Origin of the sequence: Sphingobium sp., assembly GCF_033795625.1 — a bacterium.
In the GTDB taxonomy this organism is placed as follows: domain Bacteria; phylum Pseudomonadota; class Alphaproteobacteria; order Sphingomonadales; family Sphingomonadaceae; genus Sphingobium.
Window position 1 is genome coordinate 58,710 of record NZ_JARYGI010000017.1, and the last position, 17,139, is coordinate 75,848.

14 protein-coding genes and 1 riboswitch are annotated in these 17,139 nt (G+C 63.9%); of the genes, 10 read left to right on the forward strand and 4 right to left on the reverse strand.

Annotated elements, in window-relative coordinates; genetic code table 11:
- Both QHC67_RS10545 and QHC67_RS10550 read left to right on the forward strand, forming a co-directional pair.
- Nucleotides 1-816, forward strand: a complete 816-nt coding sequence (locus QHC67_RS10545) for a transglutaminase family protein (RefSeq protein ID WP_319294105.1) — start codon at nucleotides 1-3, stop codon at nucleotides 814-816.
- Nucleotides 809-2,806 carry a M3 family metallopeptidase gene (locus QHC67_RS10550; protein WP_319294067.1) on the forward strand — a complete coding sequence of 666 codons (1,998 nt, stop codon included), beginning with the start codon at nucleotides 809-811 and terminating at the stop codon, nucleotides 2,804-2,806. The genes QHC67_RS10545 and QHC67_RS10550 overlap by 8 nt, the downstream gene beginning before the upstream one ends.
- Here QHC67_RS10550 and QHC67_RS10555 read toward each other — a convergent pair whose 3' ends face one another.
- Nucleotides 2,807-5,974 carry a helicase-related protein gene (locus QHC67_RS10555; protein WP_319294069.1) on the reverse strand — a complete coding sequence of 1,056 codons (3,168 nt, stop codon included), beginning with the start codon at nucleotides 5,972-5,974 and terminating at the stop codon, nucleotides 2,807-2,809.
- Nucleotides 5,975-6,400: 426 nt separating this feature from the next.
- On the opposite strand from QHC67_RS10555, the gene QHC67_RS10560 reads away from it, so the two are divergent.
- The 4 genes from QHC67_RS10560 to QHC67_RS10575 all read left to right on the forward strand — a co-directional run bounded on the left by QHC67_RS10560 (nucleotide 6,401) and on the right by QHC67_RS10575 (nucleotide 11,800).
- Nucleotides 6,401-8,719, forward strand: coding sequence for a TonB-dependent receptor (locus QHC67_RS10560; protein WP_319294071.1), 2,319 nt, complete (start codon nucleotides 6,401-6,403; stop codon nucleotides 8,717-8,719).
- A 2-nt stretch (nucleotides 8,720-8,721) separates the two neighbouring features.
- Nucleotides 8,722-9,786 carry an alkaline phosphatase D family protein gene (locus tag QHC67_RS10565; RefSeq protein WP_319294073.1) on the forward strand — a complete coding sequence of 355 codons (1,065 nt, stop codon included), beginning with the start codon at nucleotides 8,722-8,724 and terminating at the stop codon, nucleotides 9,784-9,786.
- Nucleotides 9,787-9,878: 92 nt separating this feature from the next.
- On the forward strand, nucleotides 9,879-11,132 hold the full coding sequence (locus QHC67_RS10570; protein WP_319294075.1) for a DUF3419 family protein: 1,254 nt from the start codon (nucleotides 9,879-9,881) through the stop codon (nucleotides 11,130-11,132).
- On the forward strand, nucleotides 11,132-11,800 hold the full coding sequence (locus QHC67_RS10575) for a class I SAM-dependent methyltransferase (RefSeq protein WP_319294078.1): 669 nt from the start codon (nucleotides 11,132-11,134) through the stop codon (nucleotides 11,798-11,800). The genes QHC67_RS10570 and QHC67_RS10575 overlap by 1 nt, the downstream gene beginning before the upstream one ends.
- 169 nt (nucleotides 11,801-11,969) lie before the next feature.
- Here the strand turns inward: QHC67_RS10575 and QHC67_RS10580 are convergent, their stop codons facing one another.
- Nucleotides 11,970-12,401 (reverse strand): DUF488 domain-containing protein, encoded by a 432-nt coding sequence (locus tag QHC67_RS10580; RefSeq protein ID WP_319294080.1) that lies wholly within the window; start codon nucleotides 12,399-12,401, stop codon nucleotides 11,970-11,972.
- Nucleotides 12,402-12,485: 84 nt separating this feature from the next.
- Nucleotides 12,486-12,592: riboswitch (TPP riboswitch) on the forward strand.
- A gap of 44 nt (nucleotides 12,593-12,636) precedes the next feature.
- Between QHC67_RS10580 and thiC the strand changes: the two genes are divergently transcribed.
- Both thiC and QHC67_RS10590 read left to right on the forward strand, forming a co-directional pair.
- Nucleotides 12,637-14,517, forward strand: a complete 1,881-nt coding sequence (gene thiC / locus QHC67_RS10585) for a phosphomethylpyrimidine synthase ThiC (RefSeq protein WP_319294081.1) — start codon at nucleotides 12,637-12,639, stop codon at nucleotides 14,515-14,517.
- Between the two features lie 9 nt (nucleotides 14,518-14,526).
- Complete coding sequence (locus QHC67_RS10590; protein WP_319294083.1) at nucleotides 14,527-15,369, forward strand: hypothetical protein; 843 nt, start codon at nucleotides 14,527-14,529, stop codon at nucleotides 15,367-15,369.
- 65 nt (nucleotides 15,370-15,434) lie between these two features.
- Here the strand turns inward: QHC67_RS10590 and QHC67_RS10595 are convergent, their stop codons facing one another.
- Nucleotides 15,435-15,701 carry a type II toxin-antitoxin system RelE/ParE family toxin gene (locus tag QHC67_RS10595; RefSeq protein WP_319294085.1) on the reverse strand — a complete coding sequence of 89 codons (267 nt, stop codon included), beginning with the start codon at nucleotides 15,699-15,701 and terminating at the stop codon, nucleotides 15,435-15,437.
- Nucleotides 15,685-15,903, reverse strand: a complete 219-nt coding sequence (locus QHC67_RS10600) for a TraY domain-containing protein (protein ID WP_319294087.1) — start codon at nucleotides 15,901-15,903, stop codon at nucleotides 15,685-15,687. The genes QHC67_RS10595 and QHC67_RS10600 overlap by 17 nt, the downstream gene beginning before the upstream one ends.
- A gap of 106 nt (nucleotides 15,904-16,009) precedes the next feature.
- On the opposite strand from QHC67_RS10600, the gene QHC67_RS10605 reads away from it, so the two are divergent.
- Nucleotides 16,010-16,795, forward strand: coding sequence for a hypothetical protein (locus tag QHC67_RS10605; RefSeq protein WP_319294089.1), 786 nt, complete (start codon nucleotides 16,010-16,012; stop codon nucleotides 16,793-16,795).
- A gap of 24 nt (nucleotides 16,796-16,819) precedes the next feature.
- Nucleotides 16,820-16,993 (forward strand): hypothetical protein, encoded by a 174-nt coding sequence (locus QHC67_RS10610; protein WP_319294091.1) that lies wholly within the window; start codon nucleotides 16,820-16,822, stop codon nucleotides 16,991-16,993.
- Nucleotides 16,994-17,139: the final 146 nt, after the last annotated feature.

Consider the following 17,139-nt stretch of genomic DNA (forward strand, 5'->3'; position numbering starts at 1 on the left):
ATGCTCATTCGCGCAGGATATGAAATTCGCTTCGAAACCGATCTGCCGACGCCGTTGTTGGCGATGCTCAGCCTCCATCCATCGCGACACAAGGACCTGAAGACGCCGCAGCGGCAGGAAACCCTGCCTGACGTTCCGATCTACAATTACGAGGATATTTTCGGCAACATCTGCACTCGGCTGACGATCCCGAGCGGCGGCGTCACTTTGTCGGCCGATTTCGTCGTGGAGGACAGCGGCCTCGTCGACGAACGCGCGCCCGACGGCCTGCAAATGCCCGTCGAAGCGCTGCCGGACGACATCCTCACTTTCCTTCTGGGCAGCCGGTATTGCGAGACCGACCGGCTGATGGATGTCGCATGGTCGCAATTCGGTAATCTTACTTCCGCCCGCGATCGCGTCGAATCGATCGTCCAATTCGTCCACAACCATATCGAGTTCGGCTATCATCACGCCCGTTCGGACAAGACTGCGTGGAACGCCTATCAGGAGCAGCAGGGCGTCTGCCGCGACTTCGCTCATCTCGCCATAACCCTGTGCCGCTGCATGAACATCCCCGCGCGCTATTGCACCGGATATCTCGGCGATATCGGCATTCCGCCCGTCGATGCGCCGATGGATTTCAGCGCCTGGTTCGACGTCTATATCGACAATGGCTGGTACACCTACGACGCGCGCCATAACCGCCCGCGCATCGGCCGTATCCTGATGGCGCGTGGCCGCGATGCGACCGATACGGCGCTGACGACAGCCTTCGGCCCCACGCGGCTGGTCTCGTTTCAGGTCCACACGGATGAGGTGCAGTCCATTGACTGACAATCCCCTGCTCCGGCCCTGGAACGGACCGCTGGGCCCACCGCCATTCGCAGAACTACGCCCGGAAGATTTCCTGCCCGCGCTGAAGGCCGCCATCGCTCTCCACGAAGGAGAGATCGCGCACATCCGCGACAATCCCGAGCCCCCCGACTTCGCGAACACGATCGAAGCGCTGGAACGCTCCGGCGAGGCGCTCGCCCGCGTCCGCCGCCTGTTCTGGACCGTCTCCTCGGCACAGGCCACCGATGCCATCCGCGCCATAGAAGGCGATATGTCGTCCCTGATGAGCGCCCACGGCACAGCGATCAGCCACGACGCCACACTGTTCAACCGCATCGCTGCCGTCCACGAAGCGCGGCACGACCTGAACCTCACCGGCCCGCAACTGCGACTTATCGAGACCAGCCATGCCGGCTTCCTCCGGGGCGGAGCGGCGCTGGAGGGCGAAGCCAAGACCCGCTTCGCGTACATCGATGCGCGTCTTGCCCAACTCTCGATCCAGTTCGGCCAGAATGTCCTCGCCGCCACTGCCGACTGGACGCTGGACCTTGGCCCCGAAGACCTCGACGGCCTGCCCGAAGCGATGCGTGCCTCCGCCAAGGTGCCGGGCACGCCAGACCGCTACAGTTTCTCGCTCGGCCGCGGAGATTTTGAGGCCTTCCTGACCTTCTCCGCACGGCGCGACCTGCGCGAACGCCTCTGGCGTGCCTTCACGTCACGATGCGATGGCGGCCCACATGACAACTGGCCCGTCATCGCGGAAACGCTGTCACTCCGCCACGAACGCGCCCGCCTGCTCGGCTACTCCGACTACGGCGCTTACGCTCTCGAAGACAGCATGGCCCGCACGCCCGCCGCAGCCAAAGCCCTGCTCGATCAATTGTGGGAACCCGCCAAGAAACGCGCGCACGAGGAAGCCGCCGAACTCCAGGCGCTGATCCAAGAGGATGGCGAGACGTTCACCCTGGCCCCATGGGACTGGCGCTTCTACGCCGAGCGCGTGCGGCGGGACCGCTATGCCATGGACGGCAGCGCGATCCGCTCGCACCTCCGCCTCGACGACGTCCTCAGCGCCGCCTTCGCCACCACAAGCCGCCTCTACGATCTGACGTTCACGCGCCGCGAAGACATAGCCGGCTATCACCCGGACGTGTGGGCATGGGAAGTCGCCACGGGATCAGGTTCCCCAGTCGGCCTTCTCTACACCGATTACCTCGCTCGCCCGGAAAAGCATGGCGGCGCATGGATGGGCAGCCTGCGCGTGCAGGAGAAGCTGGACGGCGACACACGCCCCATCGTCTATCTCGTCGCCAACTTCCCGCCCGCCCCGCCGCCCGACCTCGGCGCGACGCGCCTCTCGGTCGATGAAGCACGCACGCTCTTCCACGAATTCGGCCACGCCCTCCACGGGCTGCTTTCGGACGTACTCTATCCCAGCCAGTCCGGCACATCCGTAGCGCGCGACTTCGTGGAATTCCCCAGCAAGTTCATGGAGAACTGGATCATCAGCCGCGAAGTGCTGTCTGGCATGGGCGTCCCCGACACCCTGATCGCTGCACTCCGCAAGGCAGAGGAATATGGTCAGGGCTTTGCAGGCGTCGAACTCGTGTCCTGCTCCCTGCTCGACCTTGCCCTGCATCAGGGCGAGGACGCAGCGAGCGATCCCAAAGCCTTCCGCGACGCCGAACTCGCGAGGCTCGAAATGCCCGAAGCCATCGGCCTGCGGCACGATCTCCCTTATTTCACGCACATCTTCGATGGCGGCTATGCCAGCGCCTATTACAGCTATCTCTGGTCCGAAGTGCTCGACGCCGACGCTTTCGAGGCGTTCATCGAAGCGGGCGACATCTTCGATGCGGACCTCGCCACACGCTTCCGCCAGGAGATCCTGTCTCAGGGCGACCAGCGCGATCCGATGGTTTCCTACGCCGCGTTCCGGGGTCGCGCGCCCAACACCGCCGCCCTTCTGCGCGCCCGGCACCTCATCTGATCACGACAGTTCCAGCAGCAATTCCTCGACTCGTGCAAGCCGTTCGCCCGCGTCTTCGATGGTCTCGCCCAGCAGCAGACGCCCCTGCTTCTCCGTCAGGTCAAGGCGCTCAACGTCACCCGCAAAACTCTCGTGCGGCGTCAACGCGATCGCCGCGGGCCCCGCATCGATCCGCCTGATCCCGGCAGTCCTCGCCAGCAGGCGCACCCGCGCAATCGCCAGCAATGTCTGCGCTTGCGGAGGCACTTCCCCGAACCGATCCTCCAGCTCCGCCTCGAATAGATCAAGCGCCCCCTGCGCATCGACTCGCGCCAACCGCGCATAGAGCGTCACGCGTATCTCCTCTTCGGGTATCCACGCTTCGGGCAGTCGCCCCTCGATCCCCAAGTTGAGTTCGGCGCGCCAGTAATCGACGTCCTCCCCCCGCGCCTTCCGCAGGGCGGACTCCAGCATATGCTGGTACAGATCGATGCCGATCAGCTTCATGTGCCCCGCCTGCGCCTCGCCGAGCAGGTCGCCCGCGCCCCGCATATCCAGATCGCGCGCACTGATCGCAAAGCCCGCGCCAAGCCTGTCGAATGCCTGCAACGTCCTCAGCCGCGCCAGCGTCCGCAGCGCGATCTCCACGTCTGGAGCCGTCAGCAGAAGCACCTGACCCCGCCGGCTCCCGCGCCCCACCCGGCCGCGCAACTGATGCAGCTGCGACAGCCCGAACCGATCCGCGCGCCAGATGACCATCGTGTTCGCGCGCGGCACGTCCAGCCCCGCCTCGATGATGTTCGTCGCCAGCAGGACATCGCCCTCGCCATTGCCGAAGCGCACCATCGTCGTGTCGATCTCCTGCCCCGGCATCTTGCCATGCGCCTGGAACAGCGTGAGTTCGGGCGCCAGCTTCGCCAGTTGCTCGGCTAGCGGCGCCATGTCCTCGATACGCGGCACGACGACGAAGCTCTGTCCGCCTCGGCTCCGCTCGCGCAGCAAGGCCGTCCGCACCAGCAGCGGATCGAAAGCCTGCACTGCCGTCCGGATCGGCTGCCGCCGCGCCGGGGGCGTAGCGATGATCGAAAGCTGCTGCAGCCCGACCAGCGCCGTCTGCAAGGTACGCGGGATCGGCGTCGCGCTCAGCGTCAGCACATGCCCGGCGCTGAGGTCCCGCAGCTTCGTCTTGTCCGCAGCCCCGAACCGCTGCTCCTCGTCGATCACCACCAGCGCCAGATTCTGGTAACTCACGGTCTTCCCTGCCACCGCCCCGGTGCCGATGACCACGCCTGTCGATCCGTCCGCCAGCCCGGCCGCAACCTCCCGCTTCTCCTTCGGACTGGAGAGCCGCGAAAGCCCCGCCACGCGGATGCCTGTACCCTCGAAACGCCGCGTAAAGCTCTCCAGATGCTGCCGCGCGAGCACGGTCGTCGGCGCGGCAATCGCCACCTGCGCGCCGCCAAGCGCCGTCAGCGCGGCGGCCCGCAACGCCACTTCGGTCTTGCCATAGCCCACGTCGCCGATCACCAGCCGGTCCATCGGCTTGCCCGAAGCCAGATCTTCGCGGACCGCTTCGATGGCGCGCAACTGATCGTGCGTCTCGGTAAAGGGAAAGCCCGCAACGAACCGCTCGTACAAAGCCGGATCGGGGTCCAGCACCGGCGCGGATCGTTTCCCCCGCTCCCCGGCCAGTTCAGTAAGCGCCCGCGCACTCTCCGCTATCGCCGTATCGATCGCCCCCCGCCGCTTGGTCCAGCTCGACCCGTCCAGCCGGTCCAGCGTCACCGCATCCTCATCCGCTCCATAGCGCCAGACATGATCCGCCTCGGCTACCGGCACCAGCCGCCTGCCATTATCGGAATAGCGCAGCGCAATGGCATCGCCCGACGACTCGCCATCCGCACCGGGCAGCGGCTCAAGCCCGTCGACCACGCCGATCCCATGCTCCTCATGCACGACGACATCGCCGATCCGGATGTCGCCCAATCCGAACAGATCGGCCCCGTTCACAGGCCCGGTGCCGCCCGGTTCTGTCTCCGCCCGGCTCCCGAGCAAGTCGGCCGCCGCTACCGCGAATATCCCCGGCACCCGGAAGCCCCGCTCGACCGGCATCTCCAGCGACAACAGAGACCCCGCGCCGGCCTGGCGCACTTCGCTCCACGCCTTCGCTTCCGCCATCTCCATCCTCAGCGCTTTGCCCACGCGCCGCCTCAGGAACCGCAAGTCGCGCGCGCTGCCGACGATCGCGACAGCCTCACCCGCCTCGAAACTCGCCCGCGCAGCCTTGGTAAATGCGCGCATCGGCGTCCGGCTCTCGACGAAACGATCCGCAGGCGAACCCGCACTCTCCGCCTCGAACGTCTCGGCGGATGCGGAAAAGCCCGCCCATCGCCCCTCGTCGCACAGCGGAACGATAACGTCCTTGCACCCGCGCCACGCGGCGTCCTCCGCCAGCGCCAGGAATCGCCGCCGCCGCTTGTCCGCGCCCGGCCCGAATATCAGCTTCGCATCCGGCAGATGCTCGGGCAGCGGCACGCCATCGCCCAGTTCGGGCTCGTTCACGCGCCCCACCTCCAGTTCGGCCACGTCTCCAATGGTCAGTTGCGTCGCCGGATCATAGGGACGGATCAGCGCCACCTGCCCGTCCTGCACTTCGACGCGAAAGGGATTGCCCGCGTCGGCCGGGAAGATGTCCGCCACCTGCCCGCGGATCGCCACTTCGCCCGGCTCGTCCACGCGCTCGTCCTGCACATAGCCCACCGCTTCGAGTTCCCCAGCCAACGCCTCCAGCGCAAGCGCCTGACCCACGCGCAGGACCGGCGGCGCAGCGTCGAACGCGGCAGGCGGCGGGTAGAGCCAGCCCGCTGCTTCCCCGGTACTGATAAGGGCGATGGCCTTGCCCGCGCCGCGAGCCGACCGCAGCCTGCGCAATGCCGTCACGCGCTTTCCCACATTGGCGGGAGACGCCGGAGCCCTGTCGCCGGGCAGCGCGTCGCTTCCCGGACAGAACAAGACCTCGGCATCCGGCGCGGCGCATCGCAGCGCCCGCTCGACGGCCTGAGCACTCGCATCGTCAGGCGCGAGATACAGCACGTTCCCAGAGTCCAGCGCATCGGCAAGTCTCACCGTCACAATACCGATATCGGACGCACTGCGCCCGGATACTCTACTGGAATTTTCGCTTTTCATGCGCCCCGCCGATTGGTTCATGCTGCCGAACGAATGTCGGGGAACGACGTTCCGACGCACAGACACTGAGGCTGTCGACGGCAGCGCGTAAACCCCTAGGTATGATCGCCTATGCAGGAACCAAGGCTCTAATATCACCTTTTAAAGTATACCAGCGCGTCCATTTCCACCCCGCCGGGCGCGTTGCAAACAAGGGCCTCGTCGGAAGCGCCAGCTCCCGGCGAGGTCCAATCTTGACGTCGCAGTACAGCGGTAAAGCGCCAGCTTCGCGACGCCGCGCGCCTTCCGATCCCCATGCTGTGGCATCGGCGCATCGTCACACAAAGCCTTCAAACCGTCATCGAACCGTAATTGCTGCGCCGCCGAACGGTCATTTCGGCAGCGCAAAGGGCTCCATCCATTGTGTACCTTGGGGAGTCTACAATCATGCGCCGTCCAAATCTGTTTCTGCTGGCCTCCGTCGCCAGCATCGCCATCTGCCCAGCCTTGGCCATTGCGCAGGATGTCGCGCCCGTAGATGCAGCCGCAGCCGACGAGAGCGGCGGCGAGATCGTGGTCTATGGCTTTGGCGAAACCCGTCAGGTGCAGACGGTCGGCGCAGATGATCTGAAACTCCTAACCCCCGGCACCTCGCCGCTGAAGGCGATCAGCAAGCTGCCCGGCGTCAACTTCCAGAGCGGCGACGCATTCGGCGCCTATGAATGGTCCACTCGCATCTCGCTGCGCGGCTTCAGCCAGAGCCAGCTCGGCTTCACGCTGGACGGCGTGCCCTTGGGCGACATGAGCTACGGCAACCATAATGGCCTCCACATCAGCCGCGCGATCATCTCCGAAAATCTTGGCACCGTGACTGTCAGCCAGGGCGCGGGCAACCTTGCCACCGCCTCCACCAGCAACCTTGGCGGCACGCTGCAGTTCACCTCGCGCGATCCTTCGGCCGATGCCGACATCGCCGCGTCCGGCACCTATGGCAGCGACGATACCTATCGCGGCTTCGTCCGTGTCGACAGCGGCGACCTCGGTGGCGTGCGCGGCTATCTGAGCTATGGCTATCTCAACGCGGGCAAGTGGCGCGGCGAAGGCGAGCAGGTCCAGCATCAGGTCAATGCCAAGGTCGTGGCCGACCTCGGCGACGGCAAGATCACGGGCTTCGTCAACTTCTCCGACCGCCGCGAAAACGACTATCAGGACATGTCGCTCGGCATGATCGCGCGCCTCGGCAATCGCTGGGACAATTTCGCGCCCGACTGGCAGACGGCCTATCGTGTCGCTGCCGTCGGCGCCAATCAGGCATGGCTCGCCGCCAATGGCTCGGCCTTCCCGCAGAGCCCGCAGCCTTTCCCCACCTTTGGCCTCGCCTATCCCGCTCCGGTGCAGTCGCTCGACGACGCCTATTACGACGCTGCCGGTGTGCGCCGCGACTGGCTGGGCGGCATCACCTTCGAAACGCCGATCACCAATAACGTCCACGCCAAGCTGCAGGGCTATTACCACAATAATGAAGGCCAGGGCCTTTGGTGGACGCCCTATGTCGCCAGCCCGACCGGCGCGCCGATCTCCGTCCGCACCACCGAATATAATATCAGCCGCATGGGCGCGCTCGGCAACATCGTCTGGGAAATGGATGGCAACCGCCTCGAAGTCGGCGGCTGGTACGAAGGCAATGATTTCCGCAACGCCCGCCGCTTCTATTCGCTGGCCAACACGCTGGCCGGTTCCTCGCGCGACAGCCTGAAGTTCCAGCGCAATCCTTTCGCGACTTCGTGGGACGTCGATTTCAGCACCGAAACCGCGCAATATTATGTGATGGACACGCTGGAACTCGGCCAGTTGACGCTCTCGGGCGGCTGGAAGGGCGTTCGCGTCATCAACCGCGCCACCCCCCGCGTCGCCGGTGGCCTCGCTTCCGGGCGTATCCAGACCAAGGACTGGTTCCTCCCGCAGGCCGGTGCGCTCTATAAGATCACCGATGACGTGGAAGTCTTCGCCAACTACACGGAGAACATGCGCTCCTACGCGTCCGCCGCAACGGCCGGCCCCTTCGCCACGACGCAGGCGGGCTTCAACGCTCTGGTCTCATCGAACAGGCTCAAGCCCGAAACCTCGCAGACCTACGAAGTGGGCGGCCGCCTGCGCGCGGGTGCTTTCCAGGGATCGATCGCGGGCTATTATGTGGACTTCAACAACCGCATCCAGGGCATATCCTCAGGCCCCGGCATCGTCGGCAATCCGGTGATCCTGCAGAATGTCGGCAAGGTCCGCTCGGTCGGCGGCGAAATCGCCGGCACCTACACGATGGGCAACGGCTTCATCGCCACCGCGTCCTACTCCTACAATGACTCGACCTATCGCAACAATGTGGTCACGCCGACCGCGACCGTGCTCATCAAGGACAAAACTACCGTCGACAGCCCCAAGCACATCGCATCGGGCGAACTCGCCTATGATGGCGAGATGTTCTTCGGCCGCATCGGCGCGAACTACATGTCGAAGCGCTACTTCACCTACACCAACGACCAGTCGGTCTCTGGCCGCGTGGTCGTGGACGCCAGCGTCGGCGTGAAGGTGCCCGAAGGCATGGGCTTCCTCACCGGCTTCGCGCTGGAGGCTTCCGCCACCAACCTGTTCGACAAGGACTATATCGGCACCATCGGCTCGAATGGCTTCGGCAATAGCGGCGACAACCAGACGCTGCTGATCGGCGCGCCGCAGCAGTTCTTCGTCACCCTGCGCCGGGGCTTCTGATCGTGGCGGGAGAGATAGGCCGCCGTTTGCTGCTGAAAGGCGGTGTCGCCGCGACCTCGCTGGCGGCCTTCTCTCCCGTCCTCGCCGCGCCGGGCGAAAAGACGCTGAGCCGCATCGCCTTCGGGTCGTGCGCGCATCAGGACAAGGAACAGCCCATCTGGGACCGGGTGAATGCCTGGAAGCCGGAACTCTTCGTGTTCCTTGGCGACAACATCTACGGCGACACGCAGGACATGAGCGTGATGCGGGCGAAATACGACCGCCTCGCCGCCAAGCCCGGCTTCAAGGCGCTGCGGGCCTCCACCCCCTGCATCGCCACCTGGGACGACCATGACTACGGCGTCAACGATGGCGGTTCCGAATATCCGATGAAGGGCGAATCCAAGGCCCTCTTCCTCGACTTCTGGGGCGAGCCGGAGGACGGTTTCCGCCGCAGCCATGAAGGCATCTACACCAGCTATGTCTTCGGACCCAAAGGCCGCCGCGTGCAGATCATCCTGCCCGACAACCGCACTTTCCGCTCCCCGCTGACCGGCATGAGCGTCGAACCCAAGGACCGCGGCCAATATTTCGTCAATCCCGATCCCACCGCGACGATGCTGGGCGCGGCGCAGTGGGAATGGCTGGAGGCCGAACTGCGCAAGCCCGCCGACCTGCGCATCCTCGCCTCCTCGACGCAGGTGCTGGCGGACGCGCCCGGTTACGAGGCATGGATCAACTTCCAGGCCGATCACCAGCGCCTGCTCGACCTCATCGATTTCGCGCAGGTCGAGAACCTCGTCATGATCTCCGGCGACACCCATTATGCCGAACTCTCGAAGCTAAGCGACGGCGTGCCCTATCCGCTCTACGATCTCACCTCGTCGGGGCTGACGCAGGTGTGGCCGGTCTTCGGCCCCAATCGCAACCGCATCGCCAAGGCGCCGCTGATGCCCAATTACGGCCGCATCACCATCGACTGGGCCGCGCGCGATCCGTCGGTGCTGCTCGAAGTCGAGATGCTCGACGGTCAGGTCGCGATTAGCCACGGCGTCAGGCTGTCGGAACTGAAACAAGGCAAGCGCTGACCGGCTGACGCGAAACGGTCATCGCCGGGTCATGCGCACGTCATGGCTTGCCGCTAGCAGCCCGTCATTCAACGGAAATGGAACCCTCGCACATGGCCCTGTCGTCCGTCGCATCCGCGCAACCTGATTCCACCGCCAGCGCCGTCGGCAAGGCCGTCTACCAACATGCCCCTTTGACGCCCAGGGGCCTGCTGGAACGCGCCTTCGCCTTCGCCTTTCGCGGCCTCGTCTATGCGCAGATCTGGGAAGACCCGCTCGTCGACATGGACGCGCTGGAGATCGGCCCCGACAGCGACGTGATCACCATCGCCAGCGGCGGCTGCAACATGCTCTCCTATCTCACCGCGCGCCCGAACTCGGTGACGGCAGTCGACCTCAACACCGCGCATGTCGCGCTTGGCAAGCTCAAGCTCGCCGCCGCGCAGCACCTGCCGGACTATGGCGCATTCCACCGCTTCTTCGCGCAGACCGGGCAGCAGGACAATGTCACCGCCTACCGCACCCATGTCGCCCCGCATCTGGACGAGGTGACGCGGCGCTATTGGGAAGGCCGCGACCTCTCCGGGCGGCGGCGGATCAGCGCCTTCACCCGCAACTTCTACACCAACGGCCTCCTCGGCCATTTCATCGGCGGCGCGCATCTGATCGCCAGGATCTACCGCATCGATCCGCGCGAGATGCTCGCCGCGCAGTCGCTGGAGGAACAGCGCGAGATCTTCGAGACACGCATGGCCCCGATCTTCGACAAGAAGTTCATCCGCTGGTTGACGCAGCAGCCCGCCTCGCTCTTCGGCCTCGGCATCCCGCCCGCGCAGTATGAAGCGCTATGCGAAGGCGATGCGCAGGGCATGAACGCCGTCCTGCGCCAGCGCCTCGAAAAGCTCGCCTGCGATTTCGACATCCGCCAGAACTACTTCGCCTGGCAGGCGTTCGGACGCGGCTATGGCGACGCCCCCCGCGCCTCGCTGCCGCCCTATCTGGAGGAAGCGCATCACCAGACCGTGCGCGAAGGCGTCGCCCGCGCCCGAATCCTCCACTGCAACTTCGCCAAGCATCTCCGCGCCCTCCCCGAAGGCGCGCTGGACCGCTATGTCCTCCTCGACGCTCAGGACTGGATGACCGACGCGCAGATGACCGACCTCTGGCAACAGATTACCCGCACGGCCCGCCCCGGCGCGCGCGTCATCTTCCGCACCGCCGCGCGCCCGACGCTGCTGCCCGGCCGCCTGCCCGACGCGCTGCTCGGCCAGTGGCATTATGAAGCCGAACGCTCCGACGAAGGTACGCGCCGCGACCGCTCGGCGATCTACGGCGGCTTCCACCTCTATGTGCTAAAGGGCGACTGATGCTGGAGCGGACGGCCGCCATGCGCCCCGACCACGCCGGTCACATGGACGCAATCTATCGCTATCAGCGGCACATCTACGACGTGTCGCGCAAATATTACCTGCTGGGTCGCGACCGTCTGATCCGCCATCTCGACGCCGGACCGGACGTGTCGGTGCTGGAGGTCGGCTGCGGCACCGGGCGCAACCTGATTGCCGCCGCGCGCCGCTGGCCGCAGGCGCGGCTTCACGGCTTCGACATCAGCCAGGCGATGCTCGACACCGCGCAGGCATCGGTGACACGGCAGGGCCTCACCAGCCGCATCGCCCTCGCCAAAGCCGACGCCACCGATTTCGAGCGGATGCACCTCTGGGGCCAGCAGAGCTTCGACCGCATCTTCCTGTCCTACACGCTCTCGATGATCCCCGGCTGGGAACTGGCGCTCGATGAAGCCGCCCGCGCCCTCGCTCCCGGAGGCTCCATACACATCGTCGATTTCGGCCAGCAGGAGAGGCTACCCACACTCTGGCGCGACCTGCTGTTCGCATGGCTCCGCCGCTTCGACGTATCCCCGCGCGGCGACCTCCGCCCCGTCCTCGAAGACCTCGCCACCCGTCACCGCCTGACGCTCGCCTTCGCGCCACTCTATCGCGGCTATGCTTGGTCCGCTGTTCTGACGAGAGCTTAGGGCATGTTGGGAATCTCATGCACATCCGTTCGTCCTGAGTAGCCATTGAGCTTGTCGAAATGGCGTATCGAAGGATCAGGCGCTGCGCATGATGCTTCGATATGAGCCTTCGACAAGCTCAGTCTCTACTCAGCACGAACGGAGAGAAGCAAACTGAACCCCATCCATTCTAAACGAACAAATTCACCACCTCCGCGTCGGGCATCGCCGCCTCCACCAACAGCGAGCGATGACAGCCCGCCGGGTCACGCTCGAAACACAGCAAAGCAGTCGGCATCTCCTCCGCCGCGTCGGCAAGCTGCGCCGCTTGCAACATCGCCTCGGGCAAATCCAGTTGCTCGGCATACACCGCCGCCAGCCGCGCATGGTCATGCTTGCGCGCCGCCTCGCGCCCTTCCGGCGGGGTGCCCAGCGCCTTGTACCCGATATAGTCGATCCCCGCCTCGCGCAGCCCCGCCGCAAGCACGTTCTTCGAGAAACCCGGACGCCGCGACAGGGGCACCGCGCGCACATCCGCCACGCGCTTCACGCCAGCCTCGCTCAGCCGCGCGATGAACTCCGCCTGCGTCACGCCTTCATAACCGATAGTGAATATCTTCATTCACTTAACATAGGAACGCCGCCTGCAAATGCCACGCCTCGCCTTTTGCCGCTGGACGCGCCGCCCATTGCGGCTTATCGTCCCGCTCATTCCCCGGGGAGCCATGAGGCTGAGAGGTGCGGTGCAAATCCGTGCGACCCGCTGAACCTGATCCAGTTGACACTGGCGTAGGGAGGGCATGGCGTTTCCACTGTTCGGAGCCCGCACTCTCCCCCGCCAACAGGAGAGCATGAGCATGGCCGACATCCCCACCAAGACGGAAATAGGCGTCACCACAGGACCGATCCGGGGCAGCAAGAAGATCCACGTCGTCGCGCCCAGCATGCAGGCCGGCGAAATCCGCGTCGCGATGCGCGAAATCCACCTGGAGCCCGGCTGCGGCGAACCGCCACTCCGCGTCTACGACACCTCGGGCGCCTATAGCGATCCGAAGGCCGCGATCGACATTCGTGCTGGCCTCGTCCAGCTCCGCCGCGACTGGATCGTAGGCCGCGGCGATGTCGAGGAATATGACGCCCGCGCCCTCAAGCCCGAAGACAATGGCCAGCTCGGCCCCGACCGCTCCGGCGGCGTCGCGCCCTTCCCCCATGTCGTCCAGCGCCCGCTCCGCGCCAAGGCAGGCGCGAACGTCAGCCAAATGCATTATGCCCGTAAAGGCATCATCACGCCCGAGATGGAATATGTCGCCGTCCGCGAGAATATGGGCCGCGCGGCTGCCAAGGAAAAGCTGATCCGCGACGGGCAGGACTGGGGCGCATCGATCCCCGACTACGTCACCCCCGAATTCGTCCGCGATGAAGTCGCCCGTGGCCGCGCGATCATCCCCAACAACATCAACCATCCCGAATCCGAACCGATGGCCATCGGCCGCAACTTCCTGGTCAAGATCAACGCGAATATCGGCAACAGCGCCGTCGCCTCCGACGTCGCCAACGAAGTCGACAAGATGGTGTGGTCGATCCGCTGGGGCGCGGACACGGTGATGGACCTCTCCACCGGCCGCAACATCCACGACACCCGCGAATGGATCATCCGCAACTCCCCCGTCCCCATCGGCACCGTGCCCATCTATCAGGCGCTGGAGAAAGTCGGCGGCGTGGCCGAGGACCTGACGTGGGAAATCTTCCGCGACACGCTGATCGAGCAGGCCGAACAGGGCGTCGACTATTTCACCATCCACGCGGGCGTGCGCCTCGCCTATATCCCGATGACCGCAAAGCGCGTCACCGGCATCGTGTCGCGCGGCGGATCGATCATGGCGAAATGGTGCCTGTCCCACCACAAGGAAAGCTTCCTCTACGAGCATTTCGACGACATCACCGAAATCTGCAAAGCCTATGACATCGCCTATTCGCTGGGCGACGGCCTGCGCCCCGGCTCCATCGCCGACGCCAATGACGAAGCGCAGTTCAGCGAGCTCTATACGCTGGGCGAACTCACCAAGCGCGCCTGGGCACAGGATGTCCAGGTCATGATCGAAGGCCCCGGCCACGTGCCGATGCACAAGATCAAGGAGAATATGGACAAGCAACTCGCGGCGTGCGGCGAAGCCCCCTTCTACACATTGGGGCCGCTAACCACCGATATCGCGCCGGGATACGACCATATCACCAGCGGCATCGGCGCGGCGATGATCGGCTGGTACGGCACGGCGATGCTCTGCTACGTCACGCCCAAGGAGCATCTGGGCCTGCCCGACCGCGACGACGTGAAGGTCGGCGTGGTGACGTACAAGCTGGCGGCGCACGCGGCGGACCTCGCCAAGGGCCACCCCGCGTCCAAGATGCGCGACGACGCCCTCTCCCGCGCCCGCTTCGAGTTCCGCTGGCGCGACCAGTTCAACCTGTCGCTCGATCCCGACACCGCCGAGCAATATCACGACCAGACCTTGCCCGCGGAAGGCGCGAAAACCGCCCATTTCTGCAGCATGTGCGGCCCCAAATTCTGCTCGATGAAGATCACGCAGGAAGTCCGCGACTTCGCCGCAAAGCAGAACCAGGAAGCCGACGCCTTCATAGCGGCCAGCGGCGACCGCGCGGACGCCGAAGCGGGGATGGCCGAGATGAGCGAAGTGTTCAAGGAAAAGGGCGGGGAGATCTATCTGCCGGCGGAGTGAGGAGAACTAATGGCCTTTGATCCCATTTCTGCAAAAGCTGCTGGCGAGATCGCAGATGTATTGAACTCTGCTTTGCAGCCTCCTTCTAAGGAGATCGGAAATTACATTGCCGACAAAATTAGATACCTTAGATATGTATCTTTATTGAAGATTGTCAAAAAGGCCGAAAAAAAGGCTAAGGCCGAAGGCTTGGTATTGAAGATGCCACCTATTAAGTTCTTTCTCCCATTTTCTGAAGCAGCATCGCTTGAGGAGCAAATAGATGAAGACCTTTCGCTACAAGAGGCATGGAGCAATCTTTTAGTTGATGCCTGCACTAAGGTGGATGCTCGCCATCTGTTGTACTTAAGGATTTTACGAGAGATAACAGCTAATGAAATCATTTATCTAACTAGGATGGTGACGGGTAGTCGTGGAAGAAAAGAAACTGCGGCCGGATTTTGGTGGCATCATCACGATTGCACTGTCTTTGATAGAGACGCTATATTTGGCTTTTTAAGGAACGTTGATCCTGAAGGAAATGCCGACGACTTGCCTCTTTTCATTTTAGAGCATCTTGAACAACCTGGCCTTATCTTTCACAGCATTGGCCTCACGAGAGGACAGCCGTACTTGGACATGCAAGATGTCAGCACCTTTTACGAAGGAGCTGATTACCTGCGTTGGGAGCCGACGGTTGACGTCTTAGCCGCGCTTAATTTGGTACGACAATTTCGTTATGAAGACGTTCCTCTTCAAAAGGACAACTCATATATGGTGAACGCTAACGGGTGCGTTCTAACTAATCTCGGGATCGATTTTTTTGACGTATGTTCGGGTTCCACTGATCGGAAGAACCCATTGGTGAAATGAACGAAATATATTTTGATGCATTTTAAAGATCGATATTGCTGCTCCAGCCTTCAAAGCTATCAGCTTCACCGATAAACCTCCCGCCGATGCCCCACCCGCACCACGACAATCGTAATCCGCTCATCCTCCACCCGCGCCACCACGCGGTAATCCCCGATGCGCCAGCGCCAATATCCCGCATGATCGCCCGTCAGCGCACTACCCAGCGTGCGCGGGTCGTCCAGCACGGCGATGCGTTCTTCCAGAGTCTTGATGATGCGCGCGGCGGCGGTGCGGTCTAGTTTCTTCAGTTCCTTCACCGCATCGGGCAGGAACTCAAGCGTCCAGGCCAAGGGCGGCCTTCACATCCGACAGGGGAATGGCATCGCCCGCCCGAAAGCCCTTCATCCGCTCCTCGGCAAGATAAAAGTCTTCCAGATCGTCCAGATGCGCCTCGATGGCCTCGCGCGCATAATAGGTTTTGGTCCGGCCCGTCCGCGCTGCCAGCGCATCAAGGCGGCTTTCAATTTCAGGCGTTAAACGCACGGCAAGCATAAGGGCCTCCATCTACTGCTATACATATATAGCAGGTCCAGTGCATTTTGCACTTCCAAATCACCCCCCTGTCCTACACCTAACCAAATGGGCTACACCACCGCCCATGACCAAACCAAATCCCCCCGCAAAGAAGTCCCAGCCGGACACCGCCTTCAACCCCATTCCGCTCCGCGTGCGGCATGACGGCTGGACCCCAGAACGCCAGACAGAGTTCATCGATGCGCTGGCGGAGACGGGGTGTGTCACCGACGCGGCGCGGCGGGTGGGCTTGTCCCGCAACAGCGCCTATCGCCTGCGTGCAGATCCCGAGGCAGCGAATTTTCGGCTGGCCTGGGACAATGCACTCGAATTCGCCGTGCTGCAGTTGCAGGACGCAGTGATGTCGCGCGCGATCCACGGCGTGGCGGTCCCGCATTATTATCAGGGCCAGATAGTCGGCGAACATCGCCGTTATAATGACCGGCTGGCGCAGTTCCTGCTGCGCACGCGCAGGCCCGCTTTCTATGGCCGCCCCGCCGAGGAGGTCAAGGTCGCGGCACCGTCCGATCTCTATGCCATAGCGCTGGAGCATGCGCTCTTGCGGCTCCAGGGCGGGGTAACGATCCGCTCCAGCGGCCCGGACCCGACATGGTTGCAAGGCGTGCCTCTCTACACGCTCGAGGCACCGCCGCCGGACCCGTTCGCGCCCGATCCGGAAGCCGGTAAGGCTGCGCGCGAAGAACTGCAGCGGGCCCTCGACCTGTGCCGCGACAGATTGCTCGCCGCAGCGGCCGAAGATGCTGCGCGTCAACGTGAAAGGGACGAGATGGGGGGTGACGTAGTGTCACCTTTGTCACCTTCCGGCGATTTTCACGGCTTCGGCAGCGACCCCGCCGACACCAACCCTTAACCGCCACCCGCTAGAAAGGGCCGGATGTTCGGCCTGCCCTCTTCCCGCCTGTTCAGGAGCCGCCGGGCCGCGCTGCTCTGGGCCGCGGGCATCCTGCTTGGCGCATGGTCCTTCGCCAGCGATCAGCCGGAGAGCCTGCCCGCCGAGATCGAAGCCGCCGCCAACGCGCAAGTCTCGGCCCTCGTCAGCGCGTTCTGAAGGGAACCGTTCGTCCTGAGTAGGTCCTGAGCGAAGTCGAAGGGGCGTATCGAAGGATCAGAGCGCAGATGGGGACCTCCAAAAACCCCTAGCCAATGGCTGCGTGATTTGATTCATTGCGGCTGACGGGAGGTGAGGATGCGTCA